19 protein-coding genes and 1 tRNA gene are annotated in these 18725 nt (G+C 62.4%); 10 read left to right on the top strand and 10 right to left on the bottom strand.

The window, feature by feature from the left end; genetic code table 11:
- The first annotated feature begins 67 nt into the window (after positions 1-67).
- Positions 68-646 carry an NUDIX domain-containing protein gene (locus AC1D10_RS21085; protein ID WP_477275828.1) on the top strand — a complete coding sequence of 193 codons (579 nt, stop codon included), beginning with the start codon at positions 68-70 and terminating at the stop codon, positions 644-646.
- A gap of 2449 nt (positions 647-3095) precedes the next feature.
- On the opposite strand, the gene AC1D10_RS21080 is transcribed toward AC1D10_RS21085, so the two are convergent.
- Positions 3096-4505 carry a hypothetical protein gene (locus AC1D10_RS21080; protein ID WP_477275214.1) on the bottom strand — a complete coding sequence of 470 codons (1410 nt, stop codon included), beginning with the start codon at positions 4503-4505 and terminating at the stop codon, positions 3096-3098.
- Between the two features lie 252 nt (positions 4506-4757).
- Here AC1D10_RS21080 and AC1D10_RS21075 point away from each other — a divergent pair, with 252 nt between their 5' ends.
- Positions 4758-5036, top strand: a complete 279-nt coding sequence (locus tag AC1D10_RS21075) for a hypothetical protein (RefSeq protein ID WP_477275212.1) — start codon at positions 4758-4760, stop codon at positions 5034-5036.
- 136 nt (positions 5037-5172) lie between these two features.
- Here AC1D10_RS21075 and AC1D10_RS21070 read toward each other — a convergent pair.
- Positions 5173-5258: transfer RNA gene (locus AC1D10_RS21070), tRNA-Leu, on the bottom strand.
- 275 nt (positions 5259-5533) lie between these two features.
- Positions 5534-6199: an outer membrane protein gene (locus AC1D10_RS21065; RefSeq protein WP_477275210.1), complete on the bottom strand. Its 666-nt coding sequence runs from the start codon at positions 6197-6199 to the stop codon at positions 5534-5536.
- 183 nt (positions 6200-6382) lie between these two features.
- Between AC1D10_RS21065 and AC1D10_RS21060 the strand changes: the two genes are divergently transcribed.
- Complete coding sequence (locus tag AC1D10_RS21060; protein ID WP_477275208.1) at positions 6383-6760, top strand: SecDF P1 head subdomain-containing protein; 378 nt, start codon at positions 6383-6385, stop codon at positions 6758-6760.
- 94 nt (positions 6761-6854) lie between these two features.
- Positions 6855-8672, top strand: coding sequence for an adenine deaminase (gene ade / locus AC1D10_RS21055; protein ID WP_477275206.1), 1818 nt, complete (start codon positions 6855-6857; stop codon positions 8670-8672).
- Between the two features lie 23 nt (positions 8673-8695).
- Here ade and AC1D10_RS21050 read toward each other — a convergent pair whose 3' ends face one another.
- The 3 genes from AC1D10_RS21050 to AC1D10_RS21040 all read right to left on the bottom strand — a co-directional run bounded on the left by AC1D10_RS21050 (position 8696) and on the right by AC1D10_RS21040 (position 12579).
- Entirely contained in the window at positions 8696-9859 is a 1164-nt protein-coding gene (locus AC1D10_RS21050; protein WP_477275204.1) for an alpha/beta hydrolase, read from the bottom strand.
- 143 nt (positions 9860-10002) lie between these two features.
- The gene (locus AC1D10_RS21045) at positions 10003-11076 is read right to left on the bottom strand and encodes an alpha/beta hydrolase (RefSeq protein ID WP_477275202.1); all 1074 of its coding nucleotides are present in this window, start codon (positions 11074-11076) and stop codon (positions 10003-10005) included.
- 99 nt (positions 11077-11175) lie between these two features.
- Positions 11176-12579, bottom strand: a complete 1404-nt coding sequence (locus AC1D10_RS21040) for an aminopeptidase P family N-terminal domain-containing protein (protein WP_477275200.1) — start codon at positions 12577-12579, stop codon at positions 11176-11178.
- Positions 12580-12783: 204 nt separating this feature from the next.
- Between AC1D10_RS21040 and ilvA the strand changes: the two genes are divergently transcribed.
- Both ilvA and AC1D10_RS21030 read left to right on the top strand, forming a co-directional pair.
- A complete protein-coding gene (ilvA, locus tag AC1D10_RS21035) occupies positions 12784-14040 on the top strand; it encodes a threonine ammonia-lyase IlvA (protein WP_477275198.1) in 1257 nt (418 codons plus the stop codon).
- Entirely contained in the window at positions 14037-14597 is a 561-nt protein-coding gene (locus AC1D10_RS21030; protein WP_477275196.1) for a DUF1697 domain-containing protein, read from the top strand. Before ilvA ends, AC1D10_RS21030 begins: the two co-directional genes overlap by 4 nt.
- Here AC1D10_RS21030 and AC1D10_RS21025 read toward each other — a convergent pair.
- Both AC1D10_RS21025 and AC1D10_RS21020 read right to left on the bottom strand, forming a co-directional pair.
- A complete protein-coding gene (locus tag AC1D10_RS21025) occupies positions 14594-14899 on the bottom strand; it encodes a DUF2218 domain-containing protein (protein WP_477275194.1) in 306 nt (101 codons plus the stop codon). The two genes, AC1D10_RS21030 and AC1D10_RS21025, sit on opposite strands and share 4 nt — an antisense overlap.
- A gap of 145 nt (positions 14900-15044) precedes the next feature.
- Entirely contained in the window at positions 15045-15485 is a 441-nt protein-coding gene (locus AC1D10_RS21020; protein WP_095090732.1) for a VOC family protein, read from the bottom strand.
- Positions 15486-15702: 217 nt separating this feature from the next.
- Here AC1D10_RS21020 and AC1D10_RS21015 point away from each other — a divergent pair, with 217 nt between their 5' ends.
- From AC1D10_RS21015 to AC1D10_RS21005, 3 genes are read left to right on the top strand one after another with little or no spacing between them, the layout of a single operon-like run.
- Positions 15703-16299 (top strand): cold-shock protein, encoded by a 597-nt coding sequence (locus tag AC1D10_RS21015; protein WP_477275192.1) that lies wholly within the window; start codon positions 15703-15705, stop codon positions 16297-16299.
- A 24-nt stretch (positions 16300-16323) separates the two neighbouring features.
- Entirely contained in the window at positions 16324-16887 is a 564-nt protein-coding gene (locus AC1D10_RS21010; protein WP_477275190.1) for a DUF192 domain-containing protein, read from the top strand.
- A gap of 20 nt (positions 16888-16907) precedes the next feature.
- On the top strand, positions 16908-17675 hold the full coding sequence (locus tag AC1D10_RS21005) for an alpha/beta fold hydrolase (protein WP_477275188.1): 768 nt from the start codon (positions 16908-16910) through the stop codon (positions 17673-17675).
- Positions 17676-17762: 87 nt separating this feature from the next.
- Here AC1D10_RS21005 and AC1D10_RS21000 read toward each other — a convergent pair whose 3' ends face one another.
- Positions 17763-17885, bottom strand: a complete 123-nt coding sequence (locus AC1D10_RS21000; protein WP_477275186.1) for a hypothetical protein — start codon at positions 17883-17885, stop codon at positions 17763-17765.
- Between AC1D10_RS21000 and AC1D10_RS20995 the strand changes: the two genes are divergently transcribed.
- On the top strand, positions 17884-18072 hold the full coding sequence (locus tag AC1D10_RS20995) for a hypothetical protein (RefSeq protein WP_477275184.1): 189 nt from the start codon (positions 17884-17886) through the stop codon (positions 18070-18072). The two genes, AC1D10_RS21000 and AC1D10_RS20995, sit on opposite strands and share 2 nt — an antisense overlap.
- A 6-nt stretch (positions 18073-18078) precedes the next feature.
- On the opposite strand, the gene AC1D10_RS20990 is transcribed toward AC1D10_RS20995, so the two are convergent.
- Entirely contained in the window at positions 18079-18681 is a 603-nt protein-coding gene (locus tag AC1D10_RS20990; protein WP_477275826.1) for an HD domain-containing protein, read from the bottom strand.
- Positions 18682-18725 lie beyond the last annotated feature (44 nt).

Genomic DNA, 18725 nt, shown 5'->3' with positions numbered 1-18725 from the left:
TTGGGAGAACGACATGCATAGACAGGAGCATGAAGCGCGCCGCCCGCGCTTTGGCATGGAGACCATGATGGAAGATCGCATCCGCATCCGTTCGGAGGAAATCCTCTCCGACGACTGGGCTGTCCTGAAGAAGACCGTCCTCGACTACCGCCGGCGTGACGGGCAGTGGGAGACGCAGATCCGCCAGACCTACGATCGCGGTGACGGCGCGGTGATCCTGCCTTACGATCCCTCGCGCTCGACCGTGCTTCTGGTGCGCCAGTTCCGCTATCCCGCCTACGTCACCGGTCATCGCGAGCCGCTGATCGAGGCCTGTGCCGGCCTGTTGGACGAAAACGATCCGGAAACCTGCATCCGCAAGGAAGCCGAGGAAGAACTGGGCTACCGGCTGCAGAATGTGGAGCGGCTGTTTTCACCCTATATGAGCCCCGGCAGCGTCACCGAGCGGCTCTGGTTCTTCGTCGCCCGCTATTCGCCCGCCGACCGCATCTCGGCCGGCGGAGGTGCAGCGGACGAAGGCGAGGACATCGAAGTGCTGGAAATGCCGCTCGACGAGGCGCTGGCCGGCATCGCCGATGGCCGCATCATCGACGCCAAGACCATCATTCTGATCCAGCATTTGAAGCTGAACCCGATCCCTGCTTGAAGCGCCGGCCTTCTGGCGCCTTACATCCTGTCGTTTGGTTTCAGCGTGCGCGCATGCGGCGCGCGCAGGCCGGCCCGGGGCCGCGCATATAGTGGAGTTCTGGCCGGTAGCGAGGTGCAACGAATTCGCGAAACGCTGATGCCAACCGGGTGATCAAGGCCCAACGCCCCATGACCCAATCCCGGCAAGACGCCGCTGCAGGAGCCTGTTCACTGCCGATTTTTGTCTGTGCTATCCACATGACGGCAACGTCCGCGACGCTGAAGTCGACACGGTCTCGCGTGATGGACCGCTTGAACAAAAGACTGAACCGGATTGGGTCGCCGTCAGAAATCCCCATGAGGTGTCGGACGACAAGAGGGCTATGCCCAAGGCCGTGACCAGGAACACTGCGGGAAGGCCGAACAGAAGCTTACGCGACATCATTGTCCCAACCTCACACGCCGGTGTCGATGTGGACAGCGTCTCTGCGCCGGCGTGTCTGAAGTTATGGTAGCAAGAACCGTGCCAAGCTTGCCCAGCCCGCGTTTCCCGCCGGACCAATCCTGGCCGACGCCGCCTGAGCCAGCGCGCGCAGATGTCCCGTAATGGGTCATTTGCGCTGGCACCAGAATTGCAGTGTCAGCAATGCCGGGTGTTGGGGCCGGCAGTCGGGGCGGGTGGGGGTCTCGCCGCTTCGCAAATGGAGCGGCGAGGCTTTTTCATTCAGCCATAAGCTTTCAGGCGGCTCGACAGCCGTCGGGGTGGCGAGAGGCCGCCGAGCCTAACCGGCTTGGGGTTTCTTGTTGGGGCAAGCCGGCTAAAGCCAATCCTAATATTAGCAACTCTGCAGCAGAACCCTGTTTGGACGTTTTCCCCCGCTATTGGCCGCGCAGCTTTCGGAGGGCTATTGGCAACAGAGGGATGTCAGGTGTGCTGCAAAGCGACAAAGTCGTAAGCAAGCGCCGGTCGACAGGCTTGGCCCGGATCACGGCTCAATACATTGGGATCTGGTGGCGGCTCTTCGGTCGCGAAACATCACGGCCGCGACCGCAGACCGGTGTTCTTCACGGCCACTCCTGACTACGGGCCAGCAGAGGGAGCGCAATCGCGACTGGAGCCAACTTTCGATAGCGCCAAGTCAGAGCGCCAAGCAGTCATTGAACCGTAGGTTTCGGAAGAAACTTTGGATCCTGCAGATCACGGCCCAATCTCGTTGCCTGACCAGGGCTAAGGAGGACCGGGAACGGTTCGCCTGCCGTCGGGAACATGCGCAAGACGACTTGGCCCATCTCCTCGCTCATCGTTACATCCCATTTTTCGAGAGCTATCGTCCTTTTTGCGAGAGCTATTGCCCTTTTTTCAGCCGCCATCTGATTCCCCTTCGTCCGTCCCCAAGGCAATAATCGCGCAACCCGAAGGCGAGTGCAAGCGGGCGCCTCGCGCGGGGGTGCTCGACGATTTCAGCGCGAGTGGGGGGGCGGAGCACATTTCGCTGTTTCGATGATGCCGGCTTTGCTGTGGGAAACGGCCCGGCACCGGGCGGCCCAGCGGCCTGGTTGCCAGTGTGATTGGCAGCTAGGCCGCCGGGCCTGACCGGCGGGGCGGGTTGGGGCGGCGCCGGCTGGCGACGATATATATGCTTCTGCTAATATAAGCGGAACACACCCATATGAACGAAGGTAGTAGCCAAAGGTGGAGCACAAACCGGCCACCTCCTACATCGTGAGCGTTTTCGAGAAGCTGCATTGGCGGACCGTGCTGACCACCAGAGACAAGGCCAAATGCTGGCGGCGGCAAGGAGACCGGTGACAAGGTGGGGGTCGAGGAGATCACGCCGAAAGTAAAGCGCTGACGGGAGCGGATTTTTTACCGGGGCGGCCCAGCGGCTTGGGTCGTGGGGGACTAGCAGCGGTGGCCGCTGGGCCTGACCAGCCAGGCTCGAGGAGGCGCTGTGCTGGCTGAGCCGAAGCATGCGCTCACTCTAATATAAGAGCCAGAGCGCATCCGCATGAAGGCTACCGCCGAAAGGTGTAGTTTCAATCGCAAGGGCGCGTTTGACAGGAGTTCGATCCAGCCGAAGCCGCTTTGCCGATGGCCTGTACCACCTAAAACCCGAGCCAAGTTCTCGCGCGGCGTCTGGTAGTCAAGACATTGGAATGTCGCGATCAATCGACGAAAGCATGGGGTGATAACCGCTTAACCTACGACGTGCCGCTCCCCCCACATCTTTAGATTGTGAGGGCTTTGCCGGATCTCGGATGTAGGTCTTCCGTCCAAGGCAATCACAATGCCAAGGCCTACTGCGACGATGCCAGCGAGCACCAACAACGTGACCGCGACCCGAGCGTTGTTTCGTTTGCCTTCCAAGGCTTTGCTGAGATCGTCGAAAACCGATTCCATATTCGAAATTCTAAATCGGAACTGGTCGAAAGCGGTATCCCTAAAAGCCGGCGGCAAAAATGGGGGATCACGGGCGCTTGCGACGACTGCGGATGATCCATGAAGATGCGGCGATCGACGAGGAGACCAGGCCGAGGATCAGGAGAAAAGCCGAAAGGCCCGCGATGTCGTCCTTCGCGGCCGGCCAGTAGGTCAACATTTTGTCGCGCCCCGCACCCGCCACGACCAGGGTCCAAAGAACGTACGACACTATCACCGCCATGAAGGCGGGACTTGCGTCGAAATAGCGATCTGTTGTCAGCCGGCGGATCATGGCAACTAGGAGGACGGTATTGATCATGGCGGCAAAAGGAGGCCCCCATATGCCAAGTCCGCTGTGGTCGTTGAGGTCGACGCCGACATAGGTGATAAGGGCGTCGATCTGGGCGACCAGGGCAAGAAAGGTCAAGCGAGGCTCGGCGAACGCGGCGACCATCATGGTGATCTCGAAGGCGTAGAAGTAGCGCTCGTGCATCTTTGGCAGCGCCCACGGCATCAGCTGCAGGCAGACAGCCGCCGCCAGGATGGCAAACAGCGGCGTCCAGGCTGCCTCACGGGCAACTCTCAATGAAAACGCTAATCCCGCCAGCGCGGCGAGCACCAGGCCGACAACGACCCCTGCGTGGTAGAACTCGTTTGGCACGAAGATCCAGAGGTTCGCGGCGTTCTTGGAGAGCTCCTGGAAGAACTCGGCCTGGGCCTGATAAACCAGCAGCACGTCAAGGACGGACCTGCCGAGTAGGAGCAGAGGAACGGCGGTCAGCGCATAGACAATTGGGACCAGAGCCAGCCATGGCCAGTGGAGCTCGCGTCGCAGAACGAGGGCGAAGATCATGGGGCCGAAGAAAATGGCCTGCAGCTTGATGCTCACGGCGAATGCGAAAGCCGCCATGGCCCCAACCGGGCGTCTCCGGCAGATCGCATGCAGGGAAACCATGATGAAGAACGTCCAGATCGCATCGGCTTGGGCCCACAGGGCGCCATTGAAGATGACGCTCGGGGCCAGCCAGACCGCTGCAAATGCCCAAGCTGGCCGAGTGAACGAGTCGGTCGAGGTTGCGACGAGCCGATAGGCCATAGCCGCGCAACCCAATTCGAAGGGCAGCGATATCAGCTTGATGGAGGCGAAGACCGGCAGCCGGTCATGCACAAGTGTGATGGCATAGAATGCATAGCTGTACAGCGGAGCGTAGTTCGTCAGCCCCTGCCGCAGGCTGTCCGCCCCCGCCGAAAGACCCAGTTCATACCACTGGACGAAGAGGCCGGCATCTGTTGGCGTGTAATCGCGGGTGAGGAATCTGACAGCGAGGCCGGCAGCCAGCGCCAGGCCGATGATCGCCCACGAGACGACGTTATGCGAAAGGCGCCTCCGGCGACCGAGCAGAGCGCGGTCTCGCCAACGATTAGCCTGATCAGCACCTATGTTAAGTTTATCCACGCCCTTCCCCCGTAAGCAGAATGCGACTCATGGCGGCTGGTGTCCAGATGCACTTGCGAGATGCGCGAACGGCTCTGGACATGCGTCCGGGGACCCTCGCAGGGACGCGCCTAAGGGCATGAAGCGGCTGGCGACACGTGGTGCGGGCGACGGGACTCGAACCCGTACGATCAGAGATCGAGGGATTTTAAGTCCTTTGAGACTTTACCCGTTGCTGGTAGGCTGCCTGTAAGGAGAGGAAGGGGAAAGCTTATGATCTGTAGCAGCTTGTTCAGTCGCGCGGTCGTCACTTGTGGCATGCTTGCGATCTCTTCGGTGGCAGGCAACGGCTTGGACGGCATTTTGGGGTTTCGCCTCGTCAGTCCGGTGGAAGCAAAGACGGTCGTGATCCAGAGGACGACCATCTACATCACGACCCTGCCCAAAGGATGCGTGAAGACCACCTACAGCGGTGGGGCCGTGGTCTGGAAATGCGGGACGAAGTATTACCAGCCTTACAAGAACCGCTACGTGCTGGTTTACATCAAGTAAGGGCTGGCCTCACCGGAGAGGCCGTGAAAGCTTTCGCCAAGTAGCCGGCGGGACACCGCACGCCGGCTGCCGTTCGGTTGCGGTCCCTGGATCGTCCGAGGCAGCCTACTTTGCCTGGAGGCGCGGCAGCCGAAAATGGTGCGGACGACGGGAATCGAACCCGTACGATCAGAGATCGAGGGATTTTAAGTCCCTTGCGTCTACCAATTCCGCCACGTCCGCAGGCCAGCCCTTTTCAGACGCCAGACGCAGGCCGTCAAGTCGTGTTCTCGGCCACGTCTGAATGCGGAAACCAGACAAGCTGGCGTGGCGGTACTGGTGTGATCACGGAATTATGCGCGCTGCAGGCACTGCTACAATATTCTTCGGCGGATCAGATCCGCTACGGCCGGCGCCTCTCAGGCCCAACCCATTACCCCGCCCAACTGGGAGCGTCGGCCGCCCCCTTGAAATCGCAGCTACGATATTGGCCGGTGGCGTCCCGCTGCCGGCGAGGTTCAGAACTTGTAACTCAGATTGATGCCGACTGTGTTCAGCTTCACATCCTGATCGCGGTCGGTGAAATCACCGGACGCGTCATAGTGCTCGGAGCCAAAATCGTAGTAGCGATACTGCGCGCCGACGACGAACTTGTCGGTCAGCGCGTAATCGACGCCGGCGCCCACGGTCCAGCCGACACTCGTGCGTGAGCTGTCGAAGGCCGTGCCTGTCGCTTGCGAGGTTTCGATGCCGGCAAAGGCGATGCCGCCAATGCCGTAGACCAGCGTGCGGTCCATGGCGTAGCCGGCCTTGGCGTTGATCGACCCGAACCATTTGATGTCGGTGCCGAAAGTGTTTCCCGGCTCCGCTTCGGTCGTGCCGTCGACCGAAGAATAGTTGAGGTCGGCCTCGCCGCCGAGCACCGCCTGGTCGAACTGCCACAGGCCGGCGATATGGCCACCGACAAAACCGCCGTCGATGTCGGGCGAGGCGGAAAATGGCTCGCCCTCTGTTCCTGATATATCGGATTGGCCCCAGCCATATCCTGCCTGCAGGCCGGCGTAGTAGCCGGTCCAGTCGAAGCCGGGTGCGGTCATCGGCACGTCGACCATAGGGTCGGCCGCGAAAGCCGGCACGGCCAGAGCGGCAAGAAAACCGGCACTTGCGACCATCAGGCGACGCACATCGAACTCCCCGAAATGGCGGTTCAGAAAGGTCCTTTCGGGGAACCTAACCCGATTTGCGACAAAACGGAATCCTATTTCGGCCGATGTCGCTCTCGCCATGCCCGGGGAGGGCAGCCCGAAGAGGCGGCATTGCCGCGGCAGCATTGCCGTGCAGGATCGGCGGTTGTGGAGAAAATCCTGATGCGTGCCTTGTTTCGCCTGATCAACACAGCGGCCATCGCGCTCCTTGCCTGCGGCTTCGCCATGGCCGAGCCATTGACGCTGGCCATTGCCAAGGCGGTGGTCGTACCCGATCCGGCGCCAGGACAAGTGGCGCTCAACCTCAAGATGACACCGGACAGTACGCAGGCATTCGCAGCCTTCACCAAGGCGAATGTCGGAAGGACGATCGATCTCAGCGTGGGCGGCAGCGTCGTGATGTCGCCGCGGCTGGTCGAACCCATCCTCGGCGGCGAGGTCCTGATCAGCGGCCGGTTCGCCAAGGGTGAACTCAGCCGTCTGGCGGAACGGATTTCGGCCGGAAAGGCGAAAGTCACGATCGACGTGAAGGCCCAGTAGGCTCCATAAGGCGCAGTAGATCCCAAGCTCTCCGCTGTTTGACGCTGGTCAAAACCGCACCGGCTTGGCACAGTCGGGCAAACAGGAGTCTTTCATGGCAAAGAAGCCGTCGGCCCATGCGACGAAACCCAAACCCTGGACCGAGATGGCGACGCAGCTGGTCGATGTCGCCATGGGGCGCACACCTGCCGATCTCGTCATCCGCAACGGCCGCTGGGTGAACGTCCATTCGGGCGAGATCATCGCCGGCACCGACATCGCCATTGCCGGCGGGCGCTTCGCCTATTGCGGGCCGAACGCCAGCCATGCCATCGGCCAGGGCACCAAGGTGGTCGACGCCGGTGGGCGCTATCTGGTGCCCGGTCTCTGCGACGCGCATATGCATGTCGAGAGCGGCATGGTGACGGTGACCGAGTTCTGCCGCGCGGTCATTCCGCACGGCACCACTTCGATGTTCATCGACCCGCACGAGATCGCCAATGTGCTGGGCCTGCCGGGCGTGCGGCTGATGCATGACGAAGCCGTCGCGATGCCCATCAACGTGCATGTGCAGATGCCGTCCTGCGTGCCTTCGGCACCGGGGCTGGAACATGCCGGCGCCGAGCTGACGGTCGCCGATGTGGCGGAAGCGATGACGTGGGAGAACATCATCGGGCTGGGTGAGGTGATGAACTTTCCCGGTGTCGCCGCCAACGACCCGGTCATGTCCGGCGAGATCGCGGCTACCGTGAAAGCAGGAAAAACGGTTGGCGGCCACTATGCCTCGCGCGATCTCGGCCTGCCGTTCCACGGCTATGTCGCCGGCGGCCCCGAGGACGACCACGAGGGCACGCGCGCCGAGGATGCCATTGCCCGCGTGCGCCAGGGCATGAAGGCGATGCTGCGGCTGGGCTCGGCCTGGTATGACGTCGCCTCGCAGATCAAGGCGGTGACCGAGAGCGGCATCGACCCGCGCAACTTCATCCTGTGCACCGACGACAGCCACTCCGGCACGCTGGTCCATGAGGGCCATATGGACCGGGTGGTGCGCCACGCCATCCAACAGGGGTTGAAGCCGGTGACGGCAATCCAGATGGCGACGCTCAACACCGCCCAGCATTTCAAACTGGAACGCGAGGTCGGCTCGATCTCGCCAGGGCGGCTGGCCGACCTGCTGATCGTCTCGGATCTTTCCGCCATGACCATCGATGAGGTCTATGCGCGCGGCGTCAGGCTGGCCAAGGGCGGCAAGCTCGAAATCGACATTCCAGCCTATGACTACCCGAAGACGGCGAAGAACACCGTCAAGCTCGGCAAGAAACTCAAGGCCGGCGACTTCGACATTGCGGCCCCCAAGGGCGCCAACGAGGTGCGCGTGCGGGTCATCGGCGTCATCGAGAACCAGGCACCGACGCGGGCATTGGAGGCCGATCTGCCGGTCGAAGATGGGCTGGTCGCCATGGATCGCCGCAACGATGTCTGCCAGATCTCGCTGGTCGAGCGCCACAGGGGCACCGGCGGTGTCACCAACGCCTTCGTCTCCGGCTTCGGCTATATGGGCGATTGCGCCATGGCCTCCAGCGTGGCGCACGATTCCCATCACATCATCGTCGTCGGCACCAACAAGCAGGACATGGCGCTGGCCGTGAATCGACTGGGGGAAGTCGGCGGCGGTGTCGTGCTGTTCTCGAAAGGCAAGGAACTGGCGCTGGTTGAAATGCCGATCGCCGGGCTGATGTCGGACGAGCGGGCGGAGATCGTTGCCGCCAAGGCCGAGAAGCTCACCGAGGCGATGCGCAAGATGGGCTGTTCGTTGAACAACGCCTATATGCAGCACTCGCTGCTGGCGCTGGTGGTCATTCCGGAACTCAGGATTTCCGACGTCGGGCTGATCGACGTGACGACATTCCAGAAGGTCGATCTCTTCGTTTGAGATCGGTCGTCACCGCTCGGTTTTCATCCGCCAGTGGCGATGGTCAGCACCTTGAACGGCGTGGTGATGACGACCTCGGCCACCGAGCCGACCGCCTTGCCGAGGCCCTGGCCGAGATTGTTGAGCTGCGCCTGATCGGGTTCGGCCGAGGCCAGGCCGGCTGGCGCGCGCAGGCGGTCGCCGAGCAATTGCACCAGGATCGGGTTGTCGGCGAATTTTGCGTGGTTCAGGCGGTCGCCACCCTTGGCCTGGGAAAGGTCGACGACCGACACGCCATAGCTGGCGAGGTCGGCCGCATTGCCGTAGTCGCCGACACGCGGCTTGTCGCCCGAGATCAGGGAGGACAGCTTGAGAGCCCGATCATCCGCCGAGAGCAGGATGGCGAACGGCTTGTCGGGTTTGCCGTAGCGGATCATCTGCTTCTTGAACACATCGACATCGATGTCCGGCGAGGCCAGGATGACATAGCCGAGCTTGCCGTCGAGGTCGCGGTCCCCGGTGATGGCGAGCTGCCGCAGCGCCTCCATCGTCACCCACGTTCCCATCGAGTGAGCGATGATGTCGATGCTCTTGACGCGCGTCTTGGTCAGCATCCTGAGCGTCGCTTCGAGGTCGTCGCGCGCCGCGTTGGCGCTTTCCTTGTCGTAGATATAGCCGGTCGGCTTGCCGCTCGACGCCCAGGAGAACAGCACCGGCGTGCCGGGATATTTGGTGTCGTGGGCGATCTGCGTCAGTCTGTAGATGCCGTCGTCGAAGCCGTTGTTGAAGCCGTGCACGAAAACCAGCGCACGATCGCCGCGCATGGCGATGTCGGCGCCAACCGCCTTGGCGAATTGCGGCGCGCCTTCGTAGAAGGTGACGTCCTTGGCGGTGAAATCCTTGGCTGGATTGCTGTTTGCTGATCCCTTGACCCGCTCGATGGCGCCGACCTTGTGGCTTTTGGGAACTGTGACGTCGACCCGCGCAAAGCTGGTGGTCAGCGAGCGATCGCCGCCATACACCTGTCGCGGGTCCTTTGTGGCCCTCAGGCGTGTCGTGGCGACGAAGATCTCATGCGTCGCCGCAATGTCGGAGGCGGGCACCGTGACCGTCGTCTTGTTGAGCAGATCATGCGTCTTCTGGCCGGCGCAGCCAGTGACAGCGAGCGCGAACGCGACGATGAGGAAACTCTTCAAACGCACGGTCACACGCCGGCTCCCGCAAAGGGGGACGTCAAACGCATGACGTCGCTGGCTATTCCGATAAAGCCAGAGGCCGGCGCGGTCCAGTTCAAAGTGAAGCGATATGTCCGCAATGCTGAACTGGCACCGCGAAAGCCTCGCGAATGCATCTATTGCCCGAGCAGGCCAATGCGATCGGTCACGTCGCGATCGCTGGCAAAACCGTCATCGTCGCGCAGCCGCTGGCCGATCATCTTCACCAGTTCGGGATTGTCGGCGAATTTGGTGTGGTTGAAGCTGTCGCTACCCTTGACCTTCGAGAGGTCGACGACCGTCACGCCGTAGGAGGCAAGATCGGCGGCATCCTTGTAGTCGCCGACGCGCGGCCGCGAGCCGGCGATCAGCCCGGAGAGCCTCAGCGCCCGATCGTCGTCGGACAACAGCAGGATGAATGGCTTGTCGGGCTTGCCATAGCGCCGCATCTGGCTCTTGAACACATCGACATCGATGTCGGGCGAGGCCAGCACCACGTCACCGAGCTTGCCGCCGAGATCGCGGTCGCCGCTGATGGCCATCTGGCGCAGCGTTTCCATGGTGACCCAAGTCCCCATCGAATGGGCGACAATGTCGATGCGCCGCGCGCCGGACTGCTCCAGCATCCGCAGCGTCACTTCCAACTGGTCACGCGCCGCGCTGGCGCTCTCCTTGTCATAGACATAGTCGGTGGTCTTGGCGCCTGAGGCCCACGAGAACAGGACTGGCGTGCCCGGATAGCCGGAATCATGGACGATCTGGGTCAGGCGGTAGACGGCGTCGTCGAAGCCGGTGTTGTAGCCATGCACGAAGACCATGACGCGGCCGCCACGCGCCGCGATGTCGGCGTTGAGCGCGGCGGAGAATTTCGGCTGTGTGTCGTAACCGACGACTTCGGATGCCATGAAATACTTGGCCGGGTCATTCGATTTGCCGCGCGAACGGCGCTCGATCTGGCCGGTCTGGTGGGCACCTGGCACCGTGACATTGACGCGGGCGTAATTCAGCGTGGCCGAACGCTCACCGTCGAAAACCTTGTTTGGATCGTCGGACTTCTTGCGCGTCGTGGCGATGAAGATGCTGTGGTTGCCGGCAATCTCCGTCACCGGCGCAGCGACGATGGCGCTGCCAAGCAGTTCCTGCGTTTGCGTGCCGGCGCAGCCGGAAACGAGCAAGGCGAGGACAACGGCAAAGATCTTCTTCAAAGGCACTTAGAAATTCCAACTCCGGCCAAAAGGCCTGTCTACCCCCGCGACACCTCCGGACAGCCAGAGTGCGGCAGAACTAAGTCGTGTCCAGCCGAAATATGATCAGCGTCCGGTTACGGCCATCGCACTGTTGCGCGAAAGCCAAAATGGCGGGAGAAACGCCGGAATGTTGGAAAAGGGCAGTACCTCCGGCTTGAGGCGGATGCCGAGCACATCCGCCATGAAGCCGCGCCGCGCCTCGATGCGGCCCCAGGCCTCGGGATAACGCGCTGCGATCTCCTCGCGCAGAGGCTCGTCGGCGAGCGCGATGCCGTCTTCGATATTGGTGGTGAAATAGGCGCTGCCGGTCGCCGGAATGATGTCGACCTGTAGCGCCATGCCGGATCGCAGCCTGATGTCGGAGCCGGAAAACACCGGAGAATGCATCCACTCGTCGATATGGACGAGATGGCCTGGATTGAGTGAAACACCAAAGAACGGATCGCCTATGCGGTCATGCACCGCCTTCCACAGCGTGCCCCCCGCGGTGCCGATGCCGATTGCTTCGTACCAGTCGACGACGGCGGCAAAATAGGGCGCGACCAGCCTGTCGACATAGTCGCGGATGTCAGGAGGAAGCTCGGACCCATCCTCGGCGAGGAAGCCGGCGCGCGCATTGAGCGCGCCCTGGATGCCATAGGCCATGGTGATCGGGTCGCCGCGCCGGATGACATCGAGGCGCGGGCTGGGCAGGCCATAGGCGGCGCGCTTGCCTGCCGACAGCATCGGGTGACAGCCATGCGGCAGTCCGTTCATGCCCATCAGCCGGGCCGCCTGCAGTTCGGTCATGCCGGGCTCGATGCCTTGCAGGACATTGCGCAGCCCCTGCGAAGTGAAGGTCGCTGCAAACTCGAAGGCAGCCAGTTGGTCGGCCTCGTTGAGGGCGCGCAGGCCGTCGGTGGGGTTCATTAGCAGATTGGCCGCGTTCACAACCGCACCCTTGTCGCCAGCGAGCGCGCGTAGCGTATCGGCGATGAAGGATGGCAGGTCGAGCGCCGTTTCGCCGAACCCGGTGTCACCCGCGCCGAACGGCTTCCAGCCAATGGCGCCGATGCGCTGGCCGGGTTTCAGGCCGCAATCGGCGAGGATGTCGGGAAGCGCGTCCGAGCGATCGCGCGGCTGCGCCGGTAGCGAGAAGGTCTGATAGAGCACGCGCTCGTACGGCCCGTCGCAGAGTTCGGCATAGCCCCAGCCTTCATTGCCGACGAGAAGTTTTGCCTGCCGTCCGGGGACGATGATCAGCAGCGTTTCCTCGAAGCGCGGATCGTAGCCCGAGAGATATGCCACATTGGCCGCGTGTTCGCGGTCGCCGTAGATGGCGAAGGCGTCGAGGCCGGCCTTGGCGCCTATCGCCGTCAGTGCCGCGATGCGGCTTTCGTGACTGGCGCGCGCAACCAGCGGCATCACCGTCGGTTCGCCGAATTCCGGCAACAACATGGATTTCAGGCCAACCGATGCGACAGGCATGAACAAACGCCTCCAAGTGCTTGCAAAGATTCTGCGAATGCCCGTTGCGGAGGGGCATGGATGGCCGGACAATGGCGTCGCGGGGCCGGATATGCAATAGCCGGGATCGGCCGCGCGACGGCAGGGCGCTCAACAACAGCGGGTGCGCGGCCCGATCAATGATAGAGGTTCCGCAGACGACACGCGGTGCGAGGTGGTTTTCCGATGAACAGTTTTTCTTCCCGCGTTGCAGTCGCGGCCGCCGCGATCCGCCAGATTTTTCCGGAAACGCCGCTGCAGGAGAACGACTATCTGTCGAAGAAGACCGGTGCGCGGGTGCTGTTGAAGCGCGAGGACCTGTCGCCGGTGCGCTCCTACAAGATCCGTGGCGCCTTCAACTTCTTCCGCAAGACGCTCGCGGCCGGCAACGAGGCCGAACTGTTCGTCTGCGCATCCGCCGGCAACCATGCGCAGGGCTTCGCATTCGTCTGCCGCCATTTCGGCAAGAAGGGCGTGGTGTTCATGCCGGTGACGACGCCGCAGCAGAAGATCGACAAGACCAGGCTGTTCGGCGGCGATTTCGTCGAGATCAGGCTGGTCGGCGACTTCTTCGACGATTGCTATCGCGCCGCCTTCGAATTCACCGAAAGTTCCGGCGCTCACATGGTGCCGCCCTTCGACCACAAGGACATCATCGAGGGGCAAGCTACTGTCGCCTATGAGATTGCCGATCAGATGCCGGGCGCACGGATGCCCGACATCATCCTGCTGCCGGTCGGCGGTGGCGGGCTGGCCGCCGGCGTCACCCATTATTTCGCCGATCAGGGCCGGGAAGCGCGCTTCGTCTTCTGCGAGCCGGCCGGCGCGCCGAGCCTGCGCGAAAGCCTGTCTGCCGGAAAGCGCCTGAAGCTCGCCAAGGTCGACAATTTCGTCGATGGAGCCGCGGTGGCCGAGATCGGCCGCGAGCCGTTGCGTCATCTCAAGGATTTTCCGGCCGACACCGTGCGGTTGATCCCCGAAAACCGGCTCTGCGCCACCATGATCGAGATGCTCAATGTCGAGGGCGTCGTGCTGGAGCCGGCTGGCGCGCTGGCGATCGACGCGCTCAAGGATTTTTCGAAGAAGGAGATCAGGGGCAAGACGATCGTCGCGGTGGTTTCGGGCGGCAATTTCGATTTCGAGCGGCTGCCTGACGTGAAGGAGCGGGCGCTGCGCTTCGAGGGCCTGAAGAAATACTTCATCATCCGCTTTCCGCAGCGGCCGGGTGCGTTGCGCGATTTCCTTGAATTGCTTGGGCCCGACGACGACATCGCCCGCTTCGAATATCTGAAGAAATCGGCCCGCAATTTCGGTTCGGTGCTGATCGGCATCGAAACCAGGGATCGCCGCAATTTCGACCTGCTCAAGGCGAACTTCGAGGCCGAGGGCGTCCAGTATCAGGACATCACCGACAACGAGACACTGGCCGGGTTCATCATATGAGTGGTCGAGGAAGAACCTTCGTCGCACTGTTTTCCGGCATCAATGTCGGCGGCAACCGCATCGTCAGGATGGCGGAGCTGCGGTCGTTCTTCGAGGATCTCGGCTTCTCCGATGTCGCCACCTATGTGCAGAGTGGCAACGCCGTGTTCCGGGCGAAGAAGGCTGACGCGGCGGCGCTGACGAAACAGATCGAAACAGCCTTCGAGAAGAAATGGGGATTTCATTCGCGCATCATGGTGCGCGATCTCGGCTGGTTCGAGCGGCTGGTCGCGGACAATCCATACCCGGAGATCGCCGAAGAGCCGACCAAGCTCCATGCCTATGTGCTTGAGCGCGAGCCGACCGGCGATGAGGTGGCGCGGCTGGCCGAAAAGTGTACCGGCCCCGAACGGTTCGAGATCAGGGGCGACGTGCTCTATCTGCACGCGCCGGACGGGCTCGGCAAATCGGTTTTTGCCGGGCTGATCCCGCGCACGCTGAAAGTGCCGGGCACCGCGCGCAACTGGCGCTCGGTGCTGGCGCTACAGGAGATGGCAGGTCAGGCCGGCGGAGCTTAGCTGGTCGTTTGCGCTGCCGTGGCGGGCTTCCAGTCGAAGGTCAGTTCTTCGCGGAAAGCGAAACGCTTGATGTGATCGGCGACGACGCTTTCCAGGCGCTCCAGCGATCCGCCTTCCTCGGTTGACACCGTGATATGCAGTGCGCTCGCATCGGCATCCATGACGGTGCGCCCGAGCGAGAGATCGATCGTGCCGTGGTTCGGATCGAACTCGACGGGGAATTTATGCGCCCAGTGCTTGCACAGTTGCTGCAAATAGCGGCTGGCATGTTCGGTGGGGACTTCGGCACGGCTGGTCGGCATGAGTGAATTCTCCGGGAGGGCAGGCGCCCATTGCTTGACATGGCGCCAGACTTGCCAGCCTGGCGCGACAGCCGGATAGATAGGTGCCGTCGTGCAAAATGCCAAAGGCTGCCGGGCAATCTCTGCCCGGCGCCATGGTCGAAGCCTACCAGCTTCCGGTGTTCGCCATCGAAGCCCAAGGTTCGGCCTTGGCCTTGGCCGGGCCTTTCTGCAGGAGCTCGATCGAAATGCCGTCCGGCGACCGGATGAAGGCCATGTTGCCGTCGCGCGGCGGCCGGTTGATGGTGACGCCATTGTCCATCAGATGCTGGCAGGTGGCGTAGATGTCGTCGACCTCATAGGCGAGGTGGCCGAAATTGCGCCCGCCCTTATAGTCTTCCGGGTCCCAATTGTAGGTCAGTTCGACCAGCGGCGCCTTTTCGTTGACGCCGCTCTCCTCGTCTTCCGGCGCGGCGAGGAAGATCAGCGTGAAGCGGCCTTGCTCGTTTTCGTAGCGGCGCACCTCCTTGAGGCCGAGCTTGGCGCAGTAGAAGTCGAGCGAGGCATCGACGTCGGCGACGCGGACCATGGTGTGCAGATAGCGCATGTCATTTCCTCGATAAATTGCGTTGCGGCGCAACATAGGGTCGACCCGGTCAAAGGGCAATCGTTCGGCAGTGCACAGTGCCGGCAAAGAACAAATCCGGTATTCCCCCAATGAACCGTGAAAAAAGGCACGTCAGGTCTTGCACACACCGGAAGCCGCAGTGTTAATCTAGCGTCAAGAATCAGTTGCGGTGTTCTTGAAAAAAGGGGGCATTCTTATGGGGGAAAAGGCCTCTTTGACGGGGCAGGACGGACCCCTTGGCGACGCCTTGCATCGTGACGAAGGCGGCGATGCCGCCGATCTGCTCGAAATCGCCGGCGCCATCAAGTGGTTCGATGTGGCCAAGGGCTATGGTTTCATCCTCCCGGATGACGGCATCTCGGGCGATATCCTCCTCCATGTGACATGTCTTCGAAGGGATGGCTTCCAGACGGCCCTGGAGGGTGCGCGCGTGGTCTGCCTCGTCAAGCATGGCGATCGCGGATTGCAAGCCTTCCGGGTGCTCTCCATGGACCTGACCACCGCAGTCCATCCCGCCGAAATGCAGGAGCAGCGCACCCATATCGCGGTGACGCCGGAAAGCGGCCTCGAGCGCGCCTTGGTGAAGTGGTTCAACCGCACCAAGGGGTTTGGTTTTCTCACCCGCGGCGAGGGCACCGAGGACATCTTCGTCCACATGGAAACCTTGCGCCGCTACGGCATCACCGAGCTTCGGCCCGGACAAGTTGTGCTGGTTCGTTTTGGACGCGGCGACAAAGGCCTTATGGCTGCCGAAATTCACCCCGATATGGGCACCTTGCCGGCTTCGCACTAGGACGATTTCGGTCGAGGACTTTGAATGGCTCACAGGAACTGGCTGACGGCGGGTGTGGTGTGCGCCATTGTCGCCGTGGCCGTTGCCGCGGGCGCTTACTTCTATTCCGACCAGCCGACCGCGGCGGACAGCCGGGCGATGCTTCTTCCCGTCGATTCGGTGCCGCTAATTGTGGTGACGAAGAGCGGGAACCGCTCTTTTTCGATTGAAATCGCCGACACCCCCTCGGAGCGCGAGGCTGGGCTGATGTACCGCCAGGACATGGCGGACGACCGTGGCATGCTGTTCGTCTTCGATATCCAGCAGCAGGTCAGCTTCTGGATGCAGAACACGCCGATGCCGCTGGACCTGATTTTCGTCGGCCAGGACGGCAAGATCCGGGCGATCAAGCATGGCGATCCGCAATCCGAGGCCATCATTTCGCCTGGCGTGCCGGTGCGCTTCGTGCTCGAGCTCAAGGCTGGCACCGCTGCCAGGAACGGCATCGAGTATGGCGACCTGTTGCGCCACCCGGCCGTTGGCACCGTGTCTGGTCCCAGCATGCCGCCAGCGGACAATGGCGATGCGCCCAACGGCGGTGCCGGTTGAGTGCGCGGGCGGGGTCGCTGATGCAGGTTTTCACCCATGACGGCTTCGATCTTGCCTTCCTCGACCGCCAGCCGGCGTCGGGTCAGGGCGATCCGGTGCTTATGATCCATGGCTTCGCCTCGAGCCACTATGTCAACTGGGTGTCGCCTGGCTGGTTCAAGACGCTGAATGATGCCGGTTACCGCGCCATCGCCTTCGACAATCGCGGCCACGGCTCTTCTTCGAAGAGTTATGACGAGGCCGACTACACGCCGGTCAAGATGGCTTCGGATGCCGCAGCCTTGCTCGGCCACCTCGGCATCGAGCGCGCCCATGTCATGGGCTATTCGATGGGCGCGCGCATCGCCGCGTTCCTGGCGCTGTCCGATCCCGACAAGGTGGCGACGCTGGTCTTCGGCGGTCTCGGCATCGGTATGATCGACGGTGTCGGCGATTGGGATCCGATCGCAACCGCCCTTCTTGCCGACGATCCGACCACGGTCACCCATCGGCGCGGGCAATCGTTTCGCGCCTTCGCCGACCAGACCCGCAGCGACCGCCGGGCGCTGGCCGCCTGTATCGCCACCTCGCGGGAGTTGCTGAGCGAGGAGGATCTTGCCCGCATCGCCCAGCCGACGCTGGTTGCCGTCGGCACGACGGACGACATTGGCGGCTCGCCCGACGAGCTTGCAGCGCTGATGCCGAACGCCAGGGCCTTTCACATCGAGGGCCGCGACCATATGCTGGCGGTCGGGGACAAGGCCTTCAAGCAACGCGTGCTGGAGTTCTATGCCGAAAATCCGCTCTGAGCGGACGGTGAGGGGAGCGGGCAACAGTGGCACAATGGGCAGAAGCACGGCAGCCATACCGGACGCGGTCGTGCAGGGTTTGCTCGCCTAACGTTCAGTCGTCCTGGCGCTGTCGGCATTCGCGGCGGGCGCGATTGCGATAACCATCCTGGTGGCGATGCCGAGCGACGCTTCGCAGCTCACCCAGAACATCGCCACGGGTTTCTTCATGGCGGTATTCCTGCTCGCCGCACCGTTAGCGCATGTTACCGGTGCGGTTTTCGGCGTGATGGCGTTGGTGCGTTGGAACGACAATCGTGCGCTTGGCATTCTCCGGATCATTCTCAACGGCCTGTCGGTGATGGCAGGGCTGGCTCTCCTTGCGGCGATGGCATCGACGACAGGCGCCTTCACCTGACTGTTCTCAGCCTGCGGTGAGGGCTTCCAGAGACCGCGCCATGTTCGCTCGGGCCTGCGGTTCGAAGCGCTGGCGAAACTCTTCGGTGTGGAAGATGTGCGGGCGGGCGAGGAGATTCTTCAGGACCGCGCTGCGGCCGGCCCGCCACATCGGCTCTTCCACCCAGGCATATTCGCGCCGAACCGACCGTTCATAGGCGTCGAAGGCATCCGGCGCGGCACCCAGGATCGACAAATCCATGTCGAGGAAAAGACCGGCATCCCGTGCTGCCGTCGCGTCGTCAAACAGCGGCAGTCGGTGCGTGGCGGTAGCGACGATCATCGCCGAGATGCGGTTGAGGCGCCCGGCTTCAGTGCGGCCCGCGAGCTTTTTCTCGGCAAGGGCGGCACTTTGCGCCTCGTTGTCCTTGGCCCTGCTGTCATAGATGGCGTCATGGAACCAGATCGCCGCTTCGACGGCTTCGGGGTCATCGAGCAGCCCTCGATAGTCGCCTGCGAGCGCAAGCATCGCCTCGATATGGGCCAGGTTGTGATAGTGGCGGTCTTTCGCGCTGTAGAGCGCCGAAAGCTCGCGCTTCAGCGGCTCGTCGATCAAGGGTTCGTTTTCCATGGCTGCGTCACTATCCACGCAATGAGATGATCCCGGCATCCTCG

Source organism: Mesorhizobium sp. P2_A8, from assembly GCF_056404935.1.
Note: the sequence above shows the minus strand (reverse complement) of the source record. Positions and strands in the feature narration are given on the sequence as shown.

Coding starts and splice junctions, on each gene's coding strand:
- AC1D10_RS20995 (WP_477275184.1), top strand. CDS start 17,884: ATGGCGGTATTCCTGCTCGCCGCACCGTTAGCGCATGTTACCGGTGCG.
- ade (WP_477275206.1), top strand. CDS start 6,855: ATGGCAAAGAAGCCGTCGGCCCATGCGACGAAACCCAAACCCTGGACC.
- AC1D10_RS21040 (WP_477275200.1), bottom strand. CDS start 12,579: ATGCCTGTCGCATCGGTTGGCCTGAAATCCATGTTGTTGCCGGAATTC.
- AC1D10_RS21030 (WP_477275196.1), top strand. CDS start 14,037: ATGAGTGGTCGAGGAAGAACCTTCGTCGCACTGTTTTCCGGCATCAAT.
- AC1D10_RS21010 (WP_477275190.1), top strand. CDS start 16,324: ATGGCTCACAGGAACTGGCTGACGGCGGGTGTGGTGTGCGCCATTGTC.
- AC1D10_RS21020 (WP_095090732.1), bottom strand. CDS start 15,485: ATGCGCTATCTGCACACCATGGTCCGCGTCGCCGACGTCGATGCCTCG.
- AC1D10_RS21000 (WP_477275186.1), bottom strand. CDS start 17,885: ATGAAGAAACCCGTGGCGATGTTCTGGGTGAGCTGCGAAGCGTCGCTC.
- ilvA (WP_477275198.1), top strand. CDS start 12,784: ATGAACAGTTTTTCTTCCCGCGTTGCAGTCGCGGCCGCCGCGATCCGC.
- AC1D10_RS21075 (WP_477275212.1), top strand. CDS start 4,758: ATGATCTGTAGCAGCTTGTTCAGTCGCGCGGTCGTCACTTGTGGCATG.
- AC1D10_RS21085 (WP_477275828.1), top strand. CDS start 68: ATGGAAGATCGCATCCGCATCCGTTCGGAGGAAATCCTCTCCGACGAC.
- AC1D10_RS21005 (WP_477275188.1), top strand. CDS start 16,908: ATGCAGGTTTTCACCCATGACGGCTTCGATCTTGCCTTCCTCGACCGC.
- AC1D10_RS20990 (WP_477275826.1), bottom strand. CDS start 18,681: ATGGAAAACGAACCCTTGATCGACGAGCCGCTGAAGCGCGAGCTTTCG.
- AC1D10_RS21015 (WP_477275192.1), top strand. CDS start 15,703: ATGGGGGAAAAGGCCTCTTTGACGGGGCAGGACGGACCCCTTGGCGAC.
- AC1D10_RS21025 (WP_477275194.1), bottom strand. CDS start 14,899: ATGCCGACCAGCCGTGCCGAAGTCCCCACCGAACATGCCAGCCGCTAT.
- AC1D10_RS21060 (WP_477275208.1), top strand. CDS start 6,383: ATGCGTGCCTTGTTTCGCCTGATCAACACAGCGGCCATCGCGCTCCTT.